The 19522-nt window shown below is 68.2% G+C and carries 21 protein-coding genes and 2 pseudogenes; 10 read left to right on the top strand and 13 right to left on the bottom strand.

The genetic code is table 11. The features are described from left to right. Positions 1-796 precede the first annotated feature (796 nt). From ACFKCF_RS29790 to ACFKCF_RS29750, 9 genes are all read right to left on the bottom strand, one after another. Entirely contained in the window at positions 797-1390 is a 594-nt protein-coding gene (locus ACFKCF_RS29790) for an alkaline shock response membrane anchor protein AmaP (RefSeq protein ID WP_394498577.1), read from the bottom strand. Beyond that, positions 1387-1893: a DUF6286 domain-containing protein gene (locus ACFKCF_RS29785; protein ID WP_394498576.1), complete on the bottom strand. Its 507-nt coding sequence runs from the start codon at positions 1891-1893 to the stop codon at positions 1387-1389. Before ACFKCF_RS29785 ends, ACFKCF_RS29790 begins: the two co-directional genes overlap by 4 nt. A gap of 103 nt (positions 1894-1996) precedes the next feature. Then, a complete protein-coding gene (locus tag ACFKCF_RS29780) occupies positions 1997-2323 on the bottom strand; it encodes an Asp23/Gls24 family envelope stress response protein (protein WP_394498575.1) in 327 nt (108 codons plus the stop codon). Further along, positions 2320-2505, bottom strand: a complete 186-nt coding sequence (locus ACFKCF_RS29775) for a hypothetical protein (protein ID WP_319708779.1) — start codon at positions 2503-2505, stop codon at positions 2320-2322. The genes ACFKCF_RS29780 and ACFKCF_RS29775 overlap by 4 nt, the downstream gene beginning before the upstream one ends. A 7-nt stretch (positions 2506-2512) precedes the next feature. Continuing rightward, positions 2513-2878 carry a hypothetical protein gene (locus ACFKCF_RS29770; RefSeq protein WP_394498574.1) on the bottom strand — a complete coding sequence of 122 codons (366 nt, stop codon included), beginning with the start codon at positions 2876-2878 and terminating at the stop codon, positions 2513-2515. Continuing rightward, positions 2875-3366, bottom strand: a complete 492-nt coding sequence (locus tag ACFKCF_RS29765; protein ID WP_394498573.1) for an Asp23/Gls24 family envelope stress response protein — start codon at positions 3364-3366, stop codon at positions 2875-2877. Before ACFKCF_RS29765 ends, ACFKCF_RS29770 begins: the two co-directional genes overlap by 4 nt. A gap of 798 nt (positions 3367-4164) precedes the next feature. Next, positions 4165-5247: an acyl-CoA desaturase gene (locus ACFKCF_RS29760; protein ID WP_394498572.1), complete on the bottom strand. Its 1083-nt coding sequence runs from the start codon at positions 5245-5247 to the stop codon at positions 4165-4167. Beyond that, complete coding sequence (locus tag ACFKCF_RS29755) at positions 5244-5567, bottom strand: STAS domain-containing protein (RefSeq protein WP_394498571.1); 324 nt, start codon at positions 5565-5567, stop codon at positions 5244-5246. Before ACFKCF_RS29755 ends, ACFKCF_RS29760 begins: the two co-directional genes overlap by 4 nt. 118 nt (positions 5568-5685) lie before the next feature. Continuing rightward, entirely contained in the window at positions 5686-6288 is a 603-nt protein-coding gene (locus tag ACFKCF_RS29750; RefSeq protein ID WP_394498570.1) for a DUF5994 family protein, read from the bottom strand. A 154-nt stretch (positions 6289-6442) separates the two neighbouring features. Between ACFKCF_RS29750 and ACFKCF_RS29745 the strand changes: the two genes are divergently transcribed. The 10 genes and pseudogenes from ACFKCF_RS29745 (at position 6443) to ACFKCF_RS29700 (ending at position 16996) form a co-directional block, all read left to right on the top strand. Then, positions 6443-7453: a tyrosine-type recombinase/integrase gene (locus ACFKCF_RS29745; RefSeq protein ID WP_394498569.1), complete on the top strand. Its 1011-nt coding sequence runs from the start codon at positions 6443-6445 to the stop codon at positions 7451-7453. Positions 7454-7660: 207 nt separating this feature from the next. Next, on the top strand, positions 7661-7882 hold the full coding sequence (locus ACFKCF_RS29740) for a hypothetical protein (RefSeq protein ID WP_394498568.1): 222 nt from the start codon (positions 7661-7663) through the stop codon (positions 7880-7882). A 339-nt stretch (positions 7883-8221) separates the two neighbouring features. Further along, the gene (locus ACFKCF_RS29735; protein ID WP_394498567.1) at positions 8222-8767 is read left to right on the top strand and encodes a transposase family protein; all 546 of its coding nucleotides are present in this window, start codon (positions 8222-8224) and stop codon (positions 8765-8767) included. Beyond that, positions 8721-8990 carry a transposase gene (locus ACFKCF_RS29730; RefSeq protein ID WP_394498566.1) on the top strand — a complete coding sequence of 90 codons (270 nt, stop codon included), beginning with the start codon at positions 8721-8723 and terminating at the stop codon, positions 8988-8990. The genes ACFKCF_RS29735 and ACFKCF_RS29730 overlap by 47 nt, the downstream gene beginning before the upstream one ends. Positions 8991-9088: 98 nt before the next feature. Then, positions 9089-9685 carry a transposase gene (locus tag ACFKCF_RS29725; RefSeq protein WP_394498565.1) on the top strand — a complete coding sequence of 199 codons (597 nt, stop codon included), beginning with the start codon at positions 9089-9091 and terminating at the stop codon, positions 9683-9685. Between the two features lie 95 nt (positions 9686-9780). Further along, positions 9781-10164 (top strand): hypothetical protein, encoded by a 384-nt coding sequence (locus ACFKCF_RS29720; protein WP_394498564.1) that lies wholly within the window; start codon positions 9781-9783, stop codon positions 10162-10164. Positions 10165-11460: 1296 nt separating this feature from the next. Beyond that, a complete protein-coding gene (locus tag ACFKCF_RS29715; protein WP_394498563.1) occupies positions 11461-14319 on the top strand; it encodes a heparinase II/III family protein in 2859 nt (952 codons plus the stop codon). Continuing rightward, positions 14298-14432, top strand: coding sequence for a hypothetical protein (locus ACFKCF_RS29710; protein ID WP_394498562.1), 135 nt, complete (start codon positions 14298-14300; stop codon positions 14430-14432). Before ACFKCF_RS29715 ends, ACFKCF_RS29710 begins: the two co-directional genes overlap by 22 nt. A gap of 480 nt (positions 14433-14912) precedes the next feature. Then, the gene (locus ACFKCF_RS29705; RefSeq protein ID WP_394498561.1) at positions 14913-15434 is read left to right on the top strand and encodes a hypothetical protein; all 522 of its coding nucleotides are present in this window, start codon (positions 14913-14915) and stop codon (positions 15432-15434) included. A 144-nt stretch (positions 15435-15578) separates the two neighbouring features. Further along, positions 15579-16996, top strand: a pseudogene (locus ACFKCF_RS29700) (IS1380 family transposase). Positions 16997-17645: 649 nt separating this feature from the next. Here ACFKCF_RS29700 and ACFKCF_RS29695 read toward each other — a convergent pair. The 4 genes and pseudogenes from ACFKCF_RS29695 to ACFKCF_RS29680 all read right to left on the bottom strand — a co-directional run. After that, the gene (locus ACFKCF_RS29695; protein ID WP_394498560.1) at positions 17646-17822 is read right to left on the bottom strand and encodes a hypothetical protein; all 177 of its coding nucleotides are present in this window, start codon (positions 17820-17822) and stop codon (positions 17646-17648) included. A 164-nt stretch (positions 17823-17986) separates the two neighbouring features. Beyond that, positions 17987-18586, bottom strand: a complete 600-nt coding sequence (locus ACFKCF_RS29690; RefSeq protein WP_394498559.1) for a hypothetical protein — start codon at positions 18584-18586, stop codon at positions 17987-17989. A gap of 168 nt (positions 18587-18754) precedes the next feature. Continuing rightward, the gene (locus ACFKCF_RS29685; protein WP_394498558.1) at positions 18755-18949 is read right to left on the bottom strand and encodes a hypothetical protein; all 195 of its coding nucleotides are present in this window, start codon (positions 18947-18949) and stop codon (positions 18755-18757) included. Positions 18950-19177: 228 nt separating this feature from the next. Beyond that, positions 19178-19522, bottom strand: a pseudogene (locus ACFKCF_RS29680) (hypothetical protein); the annotation flags it as partial.

The following is a 19522-nucleotide window of genomic DNA, read 5'->3' as shown; positions in this document are numbered from 1 at the left end:
GGATCCGGCTCCCCATTCCCATCCGACGTCCCTCCCTGAGAACCGAACACCTGCTCAACCGACGACTGGTCCGGGCTCGGATACCGCCCCCGTACATCTCCCGTCCGCCCGCCGATACCTTCGTCCTCCGGATCAAGGCCGGTACAGTCGCGCGCAAGGGCAGGGGCAGCTGGCTTGTCTGGGGCCTGGCGTTGCGCGTCGCATTCGCGATCTGGTTCATTGCACAGCCCTGGTTCACCTCATCGCGCCAGAGTGCCGCCGACCAGGTCCGCGACTTCCTGGCCAACGGTGGGAAGGCTCTGCTGGGGTCCTCGCATATGTGCTGTTCGGTTTGATCGTCGTCGCGTTCCTGTTCGCCCTTCATGCCCTGTGGATGTTCCTGTCCGAGCTGGTCATGCCCCGCCGCCTGCGCATCTCGGCCGAGGGCGTCGGCCTCGTCCGCGGCTTGCGCCGGATCCAGTTCACCTGGTCACGCATCGCCTCCATCGAGATCGTCCCCCGGCACGGGACCCAAGCCCCGCGCCCCCCTGATCCTGCTGGACCTGCTCAGCGGAGGAGCGCACCTCCAGCGGCCGGACCATGCTGGGCGGCGGCGAGTTGCTGCTGCCCGGCGAGATCATCCTGCCCGCATGACACGCCCAACGCGTGTCCACCTCCGCGGGGGGAAGGCCCTTCCGGGGGCTGCGGCAGGGCGCGCGGTTCGGGATAAGTAACGGAAAGTTCGACCCGGCGGTGAGCGGCGGCGGATCCCGGCCACTGGGCCATAAACAGCCCAGCCGTACGGCTCCGCACCGTTTCAGTGGACCTCGCGGGTCCGCCCGCCCGGGTCGAAGCGGAGCCGTACCAGGACGGGCAGGCGTTCCAGGCCCAACGCGGTCCGCAGGTCGGGGAGTGCCTCGTCGTGCAACCGGGTGATCAGGGCGTCCGGATGCGCCGGATCTTGCGAGGTCACCCGCAGGTCAAGGGCGGGCGCGCCCGGCTTCCCACGCAGCGAGGCCCGCGCGCGCCGCACGCCCTCGTAGGCACTCACCTGACCGGCCAGGGCTTCGCTGGCCTGCCTGCCGCCGATCTCGGTGACCCCGGACGGGCCGGACTCCAGGCGCATGCGACCCAGCCGGTCGAGTCGGAACTGAGCGAGCAGCCAGCCCAGCCCGATAACGCCCACCACGACGCCCCCGGCGGCGACGGCCGGCCAGAACCACGAGGTGGAGCGGGCGAAGGTGGAGACGGGACCGGGCAGCAGGGGCACCCGGGCCGCGTTCGCACCAAAGACGCCCAGGCCGCGCGCCAGGGCGGCGCCGCCCGCCGCGAAAAGGATCAGGCCGAGCAGCGTCAGGCCGGTTCGGTTGCCCCACGCGATGCCCCGGCCGAAGGCCCTACCTCGTTTCATGGCGCACCTCTCACCTTGGTCTTGACCGTGTAGCGGCCGACCGGCGCGAGCTTGGCCAGCTCGTCCTCCACGGCGTCCCGTACGCGCTCGCGCAGTGCGGCCGTGTCGCGCAGGTCGGTGCCCGCGCGTACGGTCACCCGCCGCCCGCGTACCTTCGCCCGTGCCTGGCGCACACCATCTACCTGGGCCGCGACCGTGCCGAGCACCCGGGCCAGCATGCGCCGCGGCATGCTGATGATCATGTTGGGGTCGCTGCTGCGCAGCGGCACCAGCCGAGGTCGCCCGGAGACTGTCCCGATCAGGATGAGCAACATCCCCACGATCCCTATGGCCCCGGCACACGCCATGACCGCGTTGTCCTGCCAGGTTGAGGCACGGGCCCAGTCCGCCACCCGGTCGTACGGCACGATCCGTGCCGGGCGGCCGAACAGCGCCGAGATCGTTTCCACCGCAATCAGCAGTCCGGTAGCGAACAGGACGAGCGCGGCGATCGCCGCAGGCACCTTCCGCTTGGAGCGCAAGAAGCGCGCCGCGCCCATCCCGCGCACGGACCCGCGGGAAGGCGGTTCAGGGGTCTCCCCGGTGCTTTGCCGGGGTTCGGGGGATTCAGCCCCCGCGTGGAGAGTCGTCATAGCCGCTCCTCGGTTCTGGCACGAGCCGGACGATGTCGACGTCGACGTTCTCAACGGTGATGCCGGTCAGGTCGCGCACCCGGCTCATGAGCCGCTCGCGCGCCTCCGCCGCGACCTGACGCACTGGTGCCGGGTAGCGGACGGCGATGGTGAGCCGCACGGCGGCGACGGCTCCGCTGACGGACGCCGCCACTCGTGGCCTTTCCGCGAGCCGGTCGTCGTCGGCGGCCACCTCTGTAGCGATCTTCACGAACGCGCGCTCCGAGACCGTGGTGGCGCCGTGGCCGGCCGTGGCGGTCACTGCCGCCTTGCCCGAAGCGTGGGCATCTCGACGCCGCCTTCGAGGATGAGCCCGACGAAGAAGCCGACAACCCCGAGGACGAGCACGATGAGGAAGGCGTTGAGGCCGCCGAAGGCGCCCACGATTCCGAGGATCGTGCCGAACGCGAGTCCGACGATGGACCAAACAGGGAACTGGTTCACGATGATCTTACCTTCCTGCTTCTTCGGTGTCGGTGACGTCGTCGACCGTCACGTCCACACGCCTGTCGCCGGACAGCGGGCCTACAGCTTCGCGGACCTCGGCCACGATCTCGGGTATCGGCCTGCCGTACCGGACGGCCACATGAATCTCGACCTCCTCATCGCGCAGGCACACCCCCGGCACGGATTCGCCGGGAAGGTACGTGGCAACCGTCCCGAACGGGCCGCGGGTGAGCGCGGCGACGCCGGGACACGAGACCACCACCTCGGCGATCCGCCTTGCGTCCGGAGCGGTCCGGGGCCGCGTGACCCCCGGGTTCGCCGGAGCCACCGGATCGAACCTGGGGGCCGTACGGCCCCTCCCCCTGGTCATTGGACCCGCGCCCCTTCCCTGGCGCCCGCGGACTCGTCCTGGCTCGGCAGGTAGACGTCGTCCACCGCGACGTTCACCTCGGTCACCTCAAGCCCGCACATCTGCCCGACGGCTGTGATCACGTTGTCTCGGACCGCTGCCGCGAGGCCCGGAATGGCCACGCCGTAGTCGACGACCAGGTCGATGTCCACGGCTGCCTGGCGCTCGCCGACCTCGACGGCGATGCCGCGGGTGACGCCGTCCTCGGCGCCAAGTCTGCCCTTGAACGCGCCGAACGCGCGGGCCGGGCCGGTGCCGAAGTCGTGGACCCCGGAGATCTCCCGGGCGGCCACGCCCGCGATCTTCGCGACGACGTCCCCCGCGATGGTGGTGCGGCCCTGGTCGGTCACCAGGCTGGAGCCTCCCGTACGGCCCGCGGCCGCCTGGGCGGGGGCACCCTCTCGCTGGACTGGCACGCCCTGGGCCGATGGCGCATTGGTCTCCGTCATATGAATCCCCCACTTTGACCTTTTCTGACGGCCTTATCGGTTTTCGGCGCCTTCCATCCCTTAGTACCCCTTTTGATCCAGGGAAGTATGGAGGTCAGGGTTAAGTTGCGTCACGGGCCTGCCTCGACTTGCCAAAGCGACTTCTTCGGGTGTCCGTGCCGCTAGGCCGTGATAGGCGCCGACCCATCGAGTCGACGTGAGCGGGCGAATCGAGCCGGATCGTGTTGGCCGATTCCCGTGGGGAGAGGGGCAGTCGGCGTCGAGTTGTCCAATTTTCGCTAGGTGTGCTTCATGCTTCCTTTTAGGCGAGAGGCCGCACGGCAGTTACCTGCCCCATGAAAAACAGATGTCCACTCCTGTGACGCCTCCCAAACCTGGTGGTTCCGGATTATGTGATTCCGGATCACGCCGCCGGATGGGCAGGTGCCCCAGTGGCGCGCCAGGAAGGAGCACCACCATGAAGGACGGACTGCTGATGGCGCTGGCCATCACAGTGGGCTATTTACCTCGACCGCCGCAAGCTGCGGTGGGCGGCTGGTCTGGTCTGGCCATGGCCAGGACGGCCAGGCGGCTCAAGTCGGAGGAGGGCGGTGGCCTGCTGCAGCAGGGCATCAAGGTGCTCGGCTCCTCGCCGGAACTTGAGGTGCTCACCGAGCGTGTCCGTGGTGGCCTGATCGAGGTCGGCAAGGCGGCGGCCTCCGATCCTCCATCGCGGACAACTGGCTGGCGCCCAGCAGGCCGCCCAGCATCTGCTCACCCTCACGAGTCACCATGGTGCCTCCCTGGAGACCCTTCCCCTCACCATGGATCTTCTTCCCGTGCTGTCCGAGCTTCTCTCAGGCGTGCTGACCAGGGCTGGCGTCTCCCGGTGCCGCCGGGGTGGTGGGTGCTGGTGTGCAGCGTGTGTTTGCCGGCCACCGTGCGTTGGTGGCCGAGGATGTCGGGGGGTTGCCAGTGCACGTTGGTGGCCCAGTTCAGGCGTTCGAACAGGCTGATGAGCGCGGCTGAGGGGTCGATCTGGCGGCCGCTGCGGCCGTGCCGGGCGCAGTTGGGCTGGCTGTGGTGGCCGTTGTGCCAGCTTTCCCCGAAGGACAGCAGGGCCAGCGGCCACAGGTCGGTGGAGCGGTCGTGGCGGCGGGTTTGGTGCGGCCGCTCACCGATCACGTGGCACAGGGAGTTGACGCTCCAGGTCACGTGCTGCAGCAGGGCGACGCGGACCAGGCCGGCCCAGATGAACGCGGTCAGCCCACCGTAGAGGCTGCCGCTGATCGCCCAGCCCGCCGCGAACGGCAGGAGCAGGGAGGCGGCGCACAAGGCGGGGAAGGCGCGCGAGATCCGCAGCATGGCCGGGTCGTTGCGCAGCAGGTCGGGGGCATACCGTGCGGCGGAGGTGGGCTCGCTGGAAAACAGCCAGCCCAGGTGGGCGTGGGCCAGGCCGCGCAGCTGCCCGCCAAGACCGATGCCGTAGCGGTAGGGGGAGTGCGGGTCGCCCGGCCGGTCGGTGAAGGCGTGGTGGCGGCGGTGGACGGCCACCCAGTCGATCAAGTTGCCCTGGAAGCTCATCGACCCGGCCACGGCCAGGACGACGCGTAGCCATGGGCGGGCGGTGAAGGAGCGGTGGGTCAGCAGCCGGTGGAAGCCGACCGTCACCCCCAGCCCGGTCACGACGTAGAAGGCGACGGCCAGCAGCAGGTCGGTGAGGGTGATCCCGCTTCCCCACGCCAGCCAGATTCCGGCGCCCAGCGCGATGAACGGCGCGATGACGATCGCGGCCGTCAGTGCCACCTGCCCGGCATGGACGCTGAGGCGCTGCTGGGCGTGCGGGAACGGAGATCGCCCGTCGTATGCCGCAGCCGGGGCCTGGGCGCGCACCCCGGTCACACCACCATCGGCAGGCCGCGGTCCAGGCCGGTGACGTGTAGCAGCCGGGACATGAACGGGCGGGGCGCGGTCAGCGCCAAGGTGATGCCCATCGACCGGGCGCGGCGCTGGATGCCGACCAGGACGGCCAAGCCGCCGGCGTCACAGAAGGACACCTGCGACAGGTCGAGGATGAGCAGGCTCGTGCTGTAGTGCAGCGTGTTCAGCAGCTGCCGGCGAAGCGCTGCGCTGGTGAAGATGTCGATCTCGCCGGACAGATGAACGGTGGTCGGACTTGATGGGTTGGCCACGCCGAGTGGCGCAGTGTCGATGACGGTCATGGAAGTCTCCTTTGGAGAAGCTGAAATGAGCTGAGATGCCTGCCGACCGGAAAGCCGGTTTGCCGCCAGAACAGGCGGTCCCGGAACCGTTCGATCCGGCCGGCAGACGACACGCGGGTCACGCCGACGCTGACGGCCGTCTGGTGGAGGGCGGCTCCTGCCGCTCCTGTCCGGTGACCGACCCGCCCTCGTTCTCCCAGCGGGCCGTGCCGTCGGCGGCCGTCCCGCGCAGAGGCGGAGCGGGGTCGGGCGGCAAGCGCGCGACGGTGAGGATGCCGTCGATGCTCAAGCCCGTGGTGTCCTGGGCGGTGAGCTTGAGCGTGGCCTCAGCAGGACCTGCCGCGGTGTCCGGCGGGATGACCAGCAGGACGACCGGCTCGCCGGCGGCGAAGATGAGAGTGATCACGCGCGGGTCGGCGTGGCGGAACCAGCCGATGCGGACCTGCCGCCCCCGTGCCGGGATGCGGCGTGGGATGCGCTGCCAGGCGTCCCGGTACACGCTTATCCGCAGCGTGGTCCGGCCCAGCCGCTGGTCGACGGCGGCGATGAGACCGGGCAGCTCGGCGGCCGCGTCGCGGGAGTAAGGCCACCAGGCCCCGTCCACCACGGCTCGCCGGTCCAGCACCGGGTGGAGACTGAGCCGTGGCGCGGAATCGACCTGAGGGATCGCCGATGAGACGGGACTGAGCGGTGTGCGTTGGGAAAGAAGTGTCGGCGTCATGGTCGCCTGACCTGTCCGGGCCCCTTCCGAAAGGGGCCGGTGGTGGTTCGCCGGGGGCGACGCCGACCTGGCTGCCAACGCTCGAAAAGACCTCGGTGTCTTCACTCTACCTCGTACTTCCGGAATTCTGAAATTCCGGAAGTAGACTGGGTGGGTGACTTCCGGAAACACATCCTCAGGGATCACGCAACCGGCCGGAGCAGCTTCCGGAAACACGGGCCGGTCGCGGGCCGTCCCGCTCCCCGCCCACCACACTGCCGTCCTGGCCGACTACACCGCCGCACTCGAGCGCGCCCCGCTGGCCGACTCCACCAAGGCCAAGTACGCCTCCCGGCTGCGCGGCTACCTGGCCTGGCTGGCCGTCCAGGCCGACGCCGGCGCCGGCGCCCTGGACGGCGACCCGCTCACCGACCCCATCGCCGCCACCGTCGCGGTACGCGACTTCCGGCGCCACCTCAAAAACGGCCGCCGCGCCCCCAACACCATCGACGGCTACCTGTCGGCCATCGACGACTTCTACACCCGCCACGGCCTCGGCATACCCCAGGCCCGCCGCGAACGCGACACCCGCCGCACCGCCCCCCGTTCCCTGGACACCCGGCGCACCCGCCGCTACATCCGCCACGTCCAGCTCACCGCCACCCCACGCGACAAGGCCATCGCCCTGCTGCCCTACTACGCCGGCCTGCGCATCTCCGAAGTCGTCGGCCTGGACCTCGCCGACGTACGCCTCTCAGCCCGCAAGGGCGAACTCCGCATCCGCGGCAAAGGCCGCGACGGCGGCAAGATCCGCCTGCTGCCCATCCACCCCGACCTGCGCCAGGCCCTGACCGACTGGCTGACAACTCGCGCCGATTGGAAGGGGGCCGACACCCACGCCGCGCTGTTCCTCAACCATCGCGGCGGCCGCCTCAGCGACCGCGCCGCCCGCGACATCATCACCGGCCTCGGCGATGCCGTCGGCCTGGGTGACGACCCCGCCGAGCCCTTCAGCCCGCACGTCCTGCGCCACACCTTCGCCACCCAGCTCATCCGCGACGGCACAGACCCCATCCTGGTCGCCGAACTCCTCGGCCACAGCTCGTTGGACACCACCCGCCGCTACGCCCTGCCCACCGAAGCCGACAAGGAAGCCGCCCTGGACGCCCTCATCACCGACCACTGACCAGAGCAGCAAACCGGTTTAGCGGGTTACGCGATTGCCACTCCCGTATCCCAGCTTGATTGGAGGGCACCGCGTCCGCGCCGCAGTAGGCGGATGTGGAGGGCAGCCGCCTACAGCGTTCGACGCTGGGCAGGGGTCTCTTTCGGATTCTGGCGAAAGGAGCCGGCCGTGCCTGAGAATGTCGCATTGATCATTCGATTCCATCTGATGAGCGGAGAAGACGTCTCCGTGATGAGCGGGGACTTCGACGGGGAGCCGGAGGCGGTGGCGGCGATCGCTCGTGCCATGGACGAGCGGCGCAGCCTGGTGTTGATGCGGGCGAGATACGGCCGTGAGACCGACGTGAACGGCGTGGTCGTCAACCTCGCCAACGTGGTGTCGGCGCGTGTGTCGAAGACAGCCAGCGCCGAGGCGGGCCAGTACCTGTAGCGGCGGGCCCCGACACGCCCTGACATTGGCCGGCCGGACGGTGTCCTCGGCGAACCTCTCACCGATGCCCAAGCATGGTCCGGCCGCGGTTGACGACGGCACGTCGGTGACCGAAGCAGCGGATCTCCCAGTCAACCGCGTACGCCGCGCTCGCCGAACATGACAGATAGCGCCACAAGAATCACGCCAGACATCGGGGTCTGGTGCATTTGCTGGGGAGCGGTTACGGAGTGCGACTTCCAGACGCGAGTGAGGCCGGGGCTGCATGGAGGGTGGTAGCGATCGCGTAACGCGTGAGAACGGCCGCTCTGTCACGATCTGGATCGCCAAGATCTGATCATGAAGAACGGCCGTAGGGGTGCCATTGTGCTGCACGAGCTCATCGGCAGGGAAGTCGGTCTGCTGTACATGCTGTTCCCGCACTTGAGGGGCCTGGTCCTTGACCAGGTGGAGGATCTGGGTGACCGCCTGAGGATCGCGGCCCGTACGGGCGCGGAGTTGGTGGCTTGCCGCGGCTGTGGGACAGCGTCGGCTCGGGTGCATGACCGGTATCGGCGTCGTCTGCAGGACTTGGCCTGCGGCGGGAGACCGGTTCAGGTCGAGTTTGAGGTCCGCCGGTTCATCTGCGGCAACCCGGCGTGCTTGGTGGCGACGTTCGCCGAGCAGGTCCCCGGGCTGACCGCCAAGCAGCAGCGCCGCACGGCAGCGCCGCACGGCAGGGCTGCGGGGTCTGCTGGAGCGGGTCGCACTGGCCCTGGCCGGCCGCGCGGGGTCCCGGCTGGCCGGTGCGCTGGGCGCGATCGTCTCCCGGTTCACGCTGATCCGGCTGGTCAGGGCGTTGCCCGATCCCGAGATCGGGCAGGTCGCCGTGCTCGGGGTCGATGATTGGGCCGAACGGCGCGGGCATTCGTATGCGAGTGTCCTGGTGGACATGGCCGGCCACCGCATCATCGACGTGCTGCCCGACCGGGAGGCCGCCACCCTGGCCGAGTGGCTGCGCGCGCATCCTGGCGTCGAGGTGATCTGCCGGGACCGGGCCGGCGCCTACGCCCTGGGCGGCCGACAGGGCGCGCCCGATGCCCAGCAAGTTGGCAGGTCCAGGCGCTAAAGGCCGACGGCAAGAGCCACGCCGCGATCCAGCGGGAGCTGCGCCTGGCGCCCATGACTGTCCGCAAGTACTCCCGCGCAGAAAGCGTCGATGAGGTGGTGGCGGGCACGCTGACCGGATGGCCGAGCATGCTGGACGATGACAAGCCCCACCTGCATGAACGCTGGAATTCCGGGTGCACCAATATCCAGCAGCTGCACCGGGAGATCACCGCGCTCGGCTTCCGCGGCAGCTACGCCACCGTCTACGCCCACCTCGCGCCCTTCAAGGGCTCAGCCGCGCCGCCCGCGGTCCCCGCGCCGCCCAAGGTCGGCCACATCACCAGCTGGATCCGCCGCCGCCCCGACAACCTCGACCCAGATGAGCAGCTGAAACTCAAGGAGGTCCTGGCAGCCTGCCCGCATCTCGACGCCTTACACGGCCACATCAAGACCTTCGCGGAGATGATGACGGAACGCCCAGGCCACCGCCTCGACGCCTGGATCGACGCCGTCCGGGCTGACGACCTGCCCCACCTGCACTCCTTCGCCAACGGCCTCGAACGCGACCACGCCGCCGTCCTGAACGGACTCACGCTCCCTTACAGCTCAGGCGCTGTCGAGGGCAAAGTATGCAAGATCAAATTCTTGAAACGGCTCACGTTCGGCCGCGCCAACTACGACCTCCTCAGCCTGGATCCACCGTTGGGGATCTGACAAAAGAACTGTGAAATAGGGCGAGGTGCCCTTTGACCTGGGATGATGGGAGTTCTCTACGCTTCCAGTAGCCCAGTCGGAAGGACACCTCGTAAGTGCGATTCTTCCACGACGCGGCCAAGACCGACGCGATCTTCAATGATGAGCACATGGTCGCGTGCGGCGGGCTGGCCCCGGCGATGAGGCTGGCCGAGCGGTGCGGCCTGGACGCCCTCGTCGGCGAGCACGTGGCCATCGCCGCCGCCGACGGGGTCAACGCGCCCGCGAAGGTCGTCTCGATCGTGGCGGGCATGTCGTGCGGTGCCGACAGCATCGACGATCTGGACGTGCTGCGCCACGGCGGCATGGACAAACTCTTCAGCGACATCCGCGCACCGTCCACGCTCGGCTCGTTCCTGCGCTCCTTCACCTGGGGCAACGTCCGCCAACTGGAGAAGCGCGCGCGCATAGCGTCACGGACGGCGACGAGCGGCAGCTGAAGGCGGCTCAGGAGCGGGTCCAGGATCTGCATCGGTTGGCGTGGCAATGGGCGCAGGACAACTGCGGTCCGGATGGCGGGTTGCCTTCCGGCTGCAGTTCTCTCGGAGTGCCCGCTGGGGCCGATGGATCAAGAACGCAGGACGTGGGTGCCGGGCTACTCGAGGCATCCACTGGTGATTCCTCCATGTGAGAACGTGTGCGGGGCGTCAGCGACCCGGGTCAGGTCGTGCAGACGATTACGAGATAGGGCGGGCCTGCATGGAGATCGAGGGAGCTTCCGGGCGGATTTGGGCGGCTGCCGACCTCGACGCCGCCATCCGGGTCGCCAAGCGGGTCAGGTGGGGCGCCCATCTTCACTGAATTGCGGCTGAGGAGTCTGCGCCGTCGGCGGCGATGGGCGGCACGGAAGGCGTCGAAGAAGCCGCTGGGCACTTAGCGGAGCGGGATCACCTCGACGAGGTCGGCGAGGTTGACGTGTAGGGCCACCTCGGCCACGCCTGTTTCGGGCCTTGGGCTCAGCTTGAACTCACGCGGCTAGGTCTTCGTCTGTCAGCCCCAGCACGAACCGGGGCTCGGGAGCAGTGGGCCGCTGGCCAAGCCGCAAGGCGATTCGGACACTGGCGGCGATCACATTGTCTTCTAGACGCGCAGGTTGCGGGCCTGCTGTCAAGGTCCATGAGACGAGGCGGACGCTGCCAGGGGTGTGCGCGTTCTCGATCAGGAAGGTGACCAGGAGTGGCTCTATCTCGGCGCGGGTCCGCTCGCCCCATTGAGCGCGGTGCTCGCCTGATCTCGGCGGCGGTCTGGTCCGCTATGCCCTGGGCCTTCTCAGGCGGGAACGTGCCCCTATGGCGAGGCTGACGGTGCAGACAATCCGCGCCGGTTCTACTCCGGACAAGGGCATCGTCCCGCCAACCGACCGGGAGCCCGGCTGCCGCAGCTGCCGTGGAGCTGGTCTCGTCCGCGCAGACTGCGGCGAGGGAGGTGCTGCGCGACGTCGTCCAGCGCCACCTGGTCGATCGCGAGTTGATCATCTGGAATCTGCCGCCCGCGTGGGCGTAGCGCTTGGCCTCCTGTGCCTGACATACCAGCGATATACCGCGCACCCTTAATTTGCGAGCATGACTCCGTTTTGGCGGCGGCTTGCTGTCTTGATCTTTATCGCCGCGTGCCTGGTGCCGGGCCCTCCGGCCGCAGCGGCGTCCCTGTCGGATGCGGGTTTCTTCGGCAGGTGGACCGATGGCGCCTGGGCCGTCGGACCGCGGTTGAACTACGCGCTAGCAGGCTTGACGCCCGTGGAGAGTGCGGTCAAGGCGGGCGACTACACGCTGGCCAAGCAGAAGCTGCTCGACTACTACCGCGCCCGCCCGGCGATCGCGGCGGGCGCCTTCTCGCATGAGACCTGGCCGGGCGCGCTCGAACTGACAGCCAGCCACATCTGGACGCTGGGCTCGGGAGAGGTGTACGTCAAGACGCTGACCTTCGGCCCCGGGGAGAACACGGTCACGGCGGACGTCACGAGCACCATCACCCAGGGTAAGTCCGGATTTTTCCTGATGAGCCGCTACAAGGATGCGACCATCGCGCTCGTCAACAGCAGGAGCAAGGGGTCGGGCAAGCCCACCCTCCGCCTGACCTTGGCCGACGGCTCGGTCAAGACCCTCACCCCCACGCACGACACCTACATCTGGGCGGGCTACCCCGGCAACGTGTACGGCGACAAGTACTCCATGCAAGTCAGCGACCAGGGCGCGGGGCCGTTCACCAGCGAGACGCGCAAGGCCTACCTGCAGTTCGACCTTGGCGGCCTGTCGGTGCGGAAGGCGGAGCTGACGCTGACCGGTCAGGCGCCCGCCGCGAAGGACCTCATGCTCTTCGGCACGGGGGAGACCTTCGACGAGGCCACCCGTACCTGGAACAACACCGTCCAGAACACCTACTCCTGGGAGGGCGACCCGGGCGGCTTCGACTGGAAGCTCCCGGCGGGTGCCGACAATGAGTACCTCTACCAGCTGCCCCGCTTCTTCTTCGCCGGCCCGCTGGCCCTGGAGTACAAGAAGACCGGCGACGAGAAGTACGCCCGCACGCTCATCGGCCTGATGACCGACTTCATCAAGGACGCCGACACCTACGACTCCGATCAGGGAGCCGGTTCCTACCTGGAGAACCTGCACGTCTCGCGCCGCCTGCACAACTGGATCGCCGCCTACGAGATCCTGCGCAAGAGCCCGTCGCTGACTCCCGAGGCCAACGTCGCCATCCTCAAGACGATGAACCGGGCCGGGCTGCACCTGGAGACGAACGTCGTCCAGACCCCGAACAAGATGCAGTCACAGAAGATCACGCTGCTGCACGCCGCCGTCTACTTCCCGGAGTTCCGCGCGGCGCCGGAGTGGCGGACCAACGCGGCCAACTTCCTCTTGACGCAGCTCAACGACTCGACCTACCCCGACGGCGGCTACAAGGAGGCGACGGACGGCTACCTGAGGGGCTACCTCTACCAGTACGAGGAAGAGATCCCGTTCATGGAGCGCAACGGGATCGAGTTCACCGCCACCGGCAAGCTGCAGAAGCTCGCCCGCTTCTTCATGGATCAGACCTATCCGAACGGATACAGCACGGCCTACGGCGACAGTGACCCCAAGTATCTGAAAGACGGGCTCGCGAGACTGGGCAAGGCGCTCAATGACCCGGAACTCGTCTACGTCGGCACGTCCGGAGCGTCCGGGCAGCGACCCCAGCACACCTCGGCGCTCTACCCGGACACCCGGGTGGCGATCTCCCGGTCAGGCTGGAGCGCCAACGACTCCTTCCTTCGGATCAACGCCGACCGCGGCAACCACAGCCACCCGGATGAGCTCGCGATCAGCGCTTATGCGTACGGCAGGCCGCTCCTGCCCGACATGGCCACGTTCACCTACAGCAACGACCCCCGAGCGGTGTGGCTGCGGAAGACCACGGAGGCGCACAACACGATCGAGATCGACGACAAGGCCCAGTCCCCGTCCGTGACGGCGGTCGGCGGGATCTCGCACCTGATCACCAACCCCGTCTTCGACCTCATCGGTGCCAACACCGAGGCCTCAGAGGGCGCGCGCCACGAGCGGTCCGTCCTGTCGCTGCACTCGGCCGGCCTGTGGGTGGTCTCCGACCGGCTGAAGCCCGTGGACACCGTGGCGCACCGCTACGAACAGAACTGGCACTTCACGTCGGACGCCAAGCCCGCCATGAACTCCACGTCGAAAGCGGTGTCCACGGCCTACGGCACGGGCGCGAACATCACCGTCGTGCCCGCCGACCCGAACACGCTCACGTCCTCGCTGCGGGACGGCTACTACTCGCCGAGGAGTTACTCGGTGGAGAGCGCCAAGTACGCCACCTACGTCAAGAAGGTCGCTGGCCGGGCGACGTTCGACACGCTCCTGGTGCCCTCTCGCGGCGCGGCGAACACCTCGGTGACGGTGGCGCGCCTCCCCGTCGGCACCACCCCGTCGCACGACGCGACGGCCCTGAGCCTGAACGGCGGTGCCGGGGTCTACTACAAGTCCTGGACCACGAAGGCGTCGCGCACGTTCGGTTCCTACACCTTCGACGGCAAGCTGCTCTACGCGGACGCGGGCACGATCGTGCTGGTCGACGGCTCGTCGGTCGTCCGCGGCGGCACGACCCTGGTCAAGGCGCCGGCTGCGGTCAAGGACCTGGCCGTGACCTTCGGCCAGGACGGCACCGTCCGCATCGAGGGCAGCGGGCTGACCGCGAGCACCGATCCGGCCAAGGCCATCGCGATCGCGGCACCTGATGCCACCAGGGTGCTCCTCAACGGCACGGCCGTTCCTTTCGAACGCTCAAGCGCGCTCATCTACGCGGCCGCGTCTTTCCCGACCGGCGCATCCACGTCGCCGCCGAGGCCGCCTACCACGGCAAACCCCTGCGTGAGCTGCCCACAGCGGTGTCATGGACCTGCCGCATCCCGCGCAACGCCGTCCTGTACGAACTCCCAGCCAGCCCGACAGGCAAGCGGCGCGGGCGCACGCGGACCAAAGGGGACCGGCTCGGCCAGGTCGCCGAACTCGCCGCCGGCCGCTCCTGGACGATCCATCGGCTGCGGTTGTACGACAAACAGCAGGACACCATGGCGAAGCACGTGCCGGTGAGCCTGAAGACGGGCGATGTGGTCGAGTTCCTCATGGCTGGCGCCTACGCATGGAACATCTCTCACCACGACTTTCTGATGCACCCCAAGCCGACCTTCCATTACCTCGGCTGAGCGCCGGAAGCTGTCCCCGCTGTCCCCGCTGTCCCTGAATGGGGGTTGACCAGGGGAAATGCAGTTCGGAAACGGGAACAGTAGCGGGGACACGCTGTCCCCGCTGTCCCCGGAAGCCCCGTGAGCGTCCTCTATTGCTCGTTCATGCCGAGATCTCTTGCGATCTCAACAGCTCCCGGCGTTCCTGCTCGTCGGGTGTGTACCCGCCCTCTGCGCATATCGCATACCACCGTCATACACCCGTATCACTACGAACAGTAGCGGCCAACAGGCTCTACGCATTCAAGAGGTGCGTAAAGGCCGCGACATACTCGAAATATACCGGCCCTTGCTAAGAATGGCTCCACGAGATCTTCCCCTCGGGGAATCAGGATGAGGAAGATCGCAATGGCGGTCGCCTTGGCAGCGGGAATACTTACGCTCGCCGTGCCAGGCCCCGCACTAGCCAAACCCGCCAATCCCACTAGATAGGGCAACTTTATGCGTGGAGTACGACAGCTCAGCGTCCTCGCCGCCGCAATCAGCGTTGGTGCACTGTTTGCGGGACCCGCCGCCGCCGACGAGATCCCGTCAGAGTCGGCCATCGCCGGATACGAGGTGGGGCCCACCATCACCACCAGGGAAACGACCATGGATATCCCGAACGCCACGGGCATCCCGGCACCGTCCAAGTGCAAGACACAAGAGAACACGATCTCCGGAAAGAACTCCCTCGGTCAGAAATTGTGGACGTTCCACCAGAAGGTGCGCTGGTGCTATAACGGCAGCAAGGTCACACATGCGGAATCATCCGGATGGGCGACCGGACTCGCACTGGGATGGACCTATAAAGGTGTCCAGTCCACGGAAACCAGGGGCGGGGCCGGACAGTCTGCCTACCATGTTAAGCGTACGGGCAAGTTCTGCCTGGTCCCCTATGTCAGCTGCGCCCAGGAGGCATATCCCTGGATTTCACATTCCGCAACCAAGAGCGGCACTATCGGATGGTCCCGTGGCTATTAGCGGCAGACGCGGGCCCACCCCTCACCTGGATCCACGGAGCCGAATCTGATGCGAATCCCGCGAAATAGGGAGAGGTGCCCTCCGACCTGGGATGATGGGAGTTCTTGACGCTTCCAGCAGCCAGTCCGAGAGGACACCTCGTTAATGCGATTCTCCCACGCCGCGAGCAAGACACATGCGATCTTCGATGCTGAGCACGTGATCGCGTACGGCGGGCTGGCTCCGGCGATGCGGCTGGCCGAACGCTGCGATTTGGCCGGGCTGGTCGGCGAGCACGTCGCGATCGCCGCCGCCGACGGGGTCAACCCGGCGGCGAAGGCGTGCTCAATCGTGGCCGGGATGCTGTGTGGCGCGGACAGCATCGACGATCTGGACGCGTTGCGGCACGGTGGGATGGACAAGCTCTTCGACGGGATCCGTGCACCGTCCACGCTGGGTCGTTCCTGCGGGCGTTCACCTGGGGCAACGTCCGCCAACTGGACAAGACGGCCCGGCACCTGCTGGTCGAGCTGGCCGGGCACACGCCGCTGCTGCCCGGGGCTGATGTGCTGGCCTTCCTGGATCTCGATTCCATGCAGCGCCGCACCTACGGATATGCCAAGCAGGGCAGCGGTTTCGGCCACACCAAGGTCCAGGGCAAGAATGTGCTGGTCCGGGGCCTGAATGTGCTGATGGGCACATTGTCCACGCCGTTGGCCGCGCCGGTGGTGTGCGGCACCCGCCTGCGCGGCGGCAGCGCGGGCTCGGCGCGCGGGGCGGCATCGTTGCTGCGTGAGCAGATCCCCACGGCCCGGGCGGCGGGTGCGTCCGGCACCCTGCTGATGCGCGGCGACTCGGCGTTCTACAGCGCGCAGGTGATCGCCGCCTGCCGCGACCACGACACGCGTTTCTCGGTCACCGCCAAGCTGGATCCCAAGGTCAAGGCCGCCATCGCCACCATCAGAGAGGATGCGTGGACGCCGATCAAGTACCCGAAAGCGATCCTCGATGAGCAGGCCGGTGGCTGGGTATCGGACGCCGAGGTCGCCGAGACCTCCTACACCGCGTTCACCAGCAAGAAGGGCAGGATGGTCACCGCCCGCCTGATCGTGCGCCGCGTCCGACGCCTCAATGAGCAGGCCGACCGCCGCCAGGAGGAGCTGTTCCTGGCCTACCGCTACTACCCGATCTTCACCGACAGCCCGTATACGCTGGCGCAGGCCGAGGAACAGCATCGCGATCACGCCGTGCAGGAGCAGGTCAACGCGGATTTGATCAACGGTCCGCTTGCGCATATGCCCTCCGGCGTCTTCACCGCGAATGCAGCCTGGCTTGCCCTGGCGGGTATCGCCCACAACCTGCTGCGCGCCACCGGCTGCCTGGCCGGCGCTTTCCACGCCAAGGCGCGCGGGGCCACCCTGCGCCGCCACCTGATCGCGGTGCCCGCCCGCGTGTCCCGGCACGGCCGCGCCGACGGCAACGGCCACCTCACCTTCCACCTGCCCGAACACTGGCGCTGGCAGAGCGCCTGGACCAACGCCTTCCTCGCCACCCACGACCCGCCACCCGCCCGAGCGGCCTGACCCGCCCGAAACTCCAGGTCACCGCGCTCAACCGACGATCGCGACGGTCACCACGCGCCACCGAGCGCCCGCCCAGCCCCCGACCCGCACCACCCGGACAGGCCGCGACCCGCGCACGGCGGGCCTCCCACACCCGAATACAGGGCCTCTACCTGCCGAAACGGTCCTCGTCGAGGAATTGGACCGAGAAACGATCACAAGATTTCACGCCGTGAATTCAGGCTCAGAAAGATGGCACCGCTGAACCGAGCCGAGATCACCGACCGTGATCGCTCCCCATCAAATGCACCAGACCCAGACATCGAACAAAGGCATAGGGATCGTCATCACGCGTCACGACGTCACGGTACGCCGCCGAAGATGAGTCGTCAGTGGACCAGGCGATCCGGGCAGGCTTGGGTCTCCCGAATGACGATCGAGCGGGCAACGTCACAGGTCAAAGGCATCACTGCCCCCTTCTCTCGTCCTGCCAGTAAGTACTGGCCCCCTTGCGGCTGCTGCCGCACGATGCAGGGCCACGACCGAGGAAGGCCGTCCGGCGGTAGGCGCTGCAGGCGGCCGGTGGTCGGCCGGTGGACAAGGGCTGCCAAGCCGGCGGGAGGTGCAGGACCGCCGGCCTCAGCGTTTCCCCCGCCGGCGTGGGCGAGAGTTACCGGCTCGCCTGCTCGTCGGCGAGTGGCAGCAGGCGGTGCATGACGTCGCGGTAGGAGCGCAAGGCCAGTCTCAGCTGCTCGGTGTCGTGGGTGTCGTGGCGGCCGGTGTTCTTCCAGAGGTCCTGCAGCTCACGGATGCGGCTTTCCAGCGCCTGGTGGAGCGAAGCCGTCATCTCGTCCAGGAGCGAGTCGGCGCGTTGCACGGCATCGCGGGGGTCGTCGACGAAGCCCGCCTGAAGATCGCGCCACCGGTCCTGGACGTCGGCGGCGGTGTGCCGGCGAATTCGTCGAGGCGCTCATCAAGCTGTGCGGGGTCGTGGCGGAGGTCCATGTCGAGTCACCTTTGCTGGGAGTCGTCGGTGACTGCTGGTTCCTTCTCGCGGGCTGCGGCCGGTTGAGGGTGGTGCTCGTCGCCGTCGTCGAGGAGTTCCTCGAACAGGACGCGATAGTGCACCATGGCCTGCCGCAGGTCCTCGGTGGAGGCCTCGCCCGGGGCGACACATCTGCTGATCTCGTGGGCTTGGCGGTAGGGGTACAGGGTACGGCCGTGCACCACTGACAGGTCCGCCAGCTGCTGCCGGAAGTCTTCGGTGGGATATCCGCGCTCGGCCATGACGGTGGAGACCAGCTCATCGGCCGCGGTGACGGCGGGACCTGGCGCGTCGACGAACCGCTCCTGCAGCGTGGCCCACTGCCGGGCGTAGGTCTGCCGGGAGGCGGGGGTGAGCGGCGTGATGTCCAGGGTGGCGAAGCGTTTCTCCCTGGCGCGCAGCTCCTGCTCGGCCTCGCCGCGGTCCTCTCGTTCGTTCAGGGCGTGTTCGTGTCCGGGACCGAAGCGCCGGCGAAGGCCTTGCCGGCGCCGGCGCAGCAAGACGTAGCCGACGGCCAGCGCCAGGACCACCGCCACGGCGACGGCCAGCCAGATCATCGTGGACATGTCTGCCTCCTGCGGATGTCGCCGCCTTCGCGCACGCCCCTCCAAGGAGGGCCGAAGACAGCGGGTTGACAAAGGTTGACGGCCTGCAGCGGCACGCCGATATCGGCGCGCCGACTGATCCTGACTGTCAATCGGGGCCGATGACCGCGATGGCCGCGGCGATGGGCATCACCCATCAACCCCCGCCGCGGCAGTAGCGTGAGCTGGGCGGGACCATCGGCGGCCGGTTCGGCGGCCAGTGCGCCGGCCGGTGATCAGGTTGTAGGCGAGCAGCAGGAGTCCCGCGCCGACGATGGCGCAGACCCAGGTGGACAGGTTGAAGAAGCCCTGGATGCCGGAGACGTGGAACACCTCGGTGGCCACGAAGCCGCCCAGCAGCGCGGTGCATCGATGTCTGCGCGGGATCGGTTTTCCGGACCGGTCGAAGCAGGGGGTCGGCCGCCGACCGGTTGCCGGCGCCGACGGTCGAACTCGTTCGCCTTGAGTCGACACCCACGCGTGCCGTACGGAATCAGGCGATCCGTGAAGGATTCATCTCCAGGACCGATCACCGGGACGTGCAGGCTCTGGGCATGCCGGGTCATCCCCGCCTCAGGCGGTTTCATCCCCTTGGCGCATGAGCGCTGAACCGTCTGCGGACGGCGCCGGTTCGGCGGGTTGCAGCCAGCCGAGCCGTTGGGCGAGGTGCCGGGCGCTGGCGATGACGGTGGCGATGTGAGGGGAGGGGTTGGCGTCGTGCCACAGCAGTGACCAGGGGTAGTGCGTGACGGGTTCGGTCAGGGGCCGCCAGGTGGTGCCGGGCCGGTTGGAGGAGCGGAAGGAGGAGGGGACGCAGTGCACGCAGCGGTGCTGGAGGACGAGGTCGGCGGCGGCGCGGGTGCTCTCGACGGTGCCCTCGTAGACGGTGGGCGCGAACCCGGCCGCGCGGCACAGCGC

Origin of the sequence: Nonomuraea sp. JJY05, from assembly GCF_043496855.1 — a bacterium.
In the GTDB taxonomy this organism is placed as follows: Bacteria; Actinomycetota; Actinomycetes; order Streptosporangiales; family Streptosporangiaceae; genus Nonomuraea.
The sequence above is the reverse complement of the archived record's forward strand: the minus strand, read 5'-3'. Positions and strand labels throughout refer to the sequence as shown.

What these genes read in the sequence shown, in the direction of transcription:
- ACFKCF_RS29690 (WP_394498559.1), bottom strand. Translation starts at nt 18,586, where the DNA reads ATGTCCACGATGATCTGGCTGGCCGTCGCCGTGGCGGTGGTCCTGGCG.
- ACFKCF_RS29710 (WP_394498562.1), top strand. Translation starts at nt 14,298, where the DNA reads ATGGCGAAGCACGTGCCGGTGAGCCTGAAGACGGGCGATGTGGTCGAG.
- ACFKCF_RS29765 (WP_394498573.1), bottom strand. Translation starts at nt 3,366, where the DNA reads ATGACGGAGACCAATGCGCCATCGGCCCAGGGCGTGCCAGTCCAGCGA.
- ACFKCF_RS29695 (WP_394498560.1), bottom strand. Translation starts at nt 17,822, where the DNA reads ATGACGGCTTCGCTCCACCAGGCGCTGGAAAGCCGCATCCGTGAGCTG.
- ACFKCF_RS29750 (WP_394498570.1), bottom strand. Translation starts at nt 6,288, where the DNA reads ATGACGCCGACACTTCTTTCCCAACGCACACCGCTCAGTCCCGTCTCA.
- ACFKCF_RS29705 (WP_394498561.1), top strand. Translation starts at nt 14,913, where the DNA reads ATGCGTGGAGTACGACAGCTCAGCGTCCTCGCCGCCGCAATCAGCGTT.
- ACFKCF_RS29735 (WP_394498567.1), top strand. Translation starts at nt 8,222, where the DNA reads ATGAAGAACGGCCGTAGGGGTGCCATTGTGCTGCACGAGCTCATCGGC.
- ACFKCF_RS29770 (WP_394498574.1), bottom strand. Translation starts at nt 2,878, where the DNA reads ATGACCAGGGGGAGGGGCCGTACGGCCCCCAGGTTCGATCCGGTGGCT.
- ACFKCF_RS29740 (WP_394498568.1), top strand. Translation starts at nt 7,661, where the DNA reads ATGAGCGGAGAAGACGTCTCCGTGATGAGCGGGGACTTCGACGGGGAG.
- ACFKCF_RS29790 (WP_394498577.1), bottom strand. Translation starts at nt 1,390, where the DNA reads ATGAAACGAGGTAGGGCCTTCGGCCGGGGCATCGCGTGGGGCAACCGA.
- ACFKCF_RS29755 (WP_394498571.1), bottom strand. Translation starts at nt 5,567, where the DNA reads ATGACCGTCATCGACACTGCGCCACTCGGCGTGGCCAACCCATCAAGT.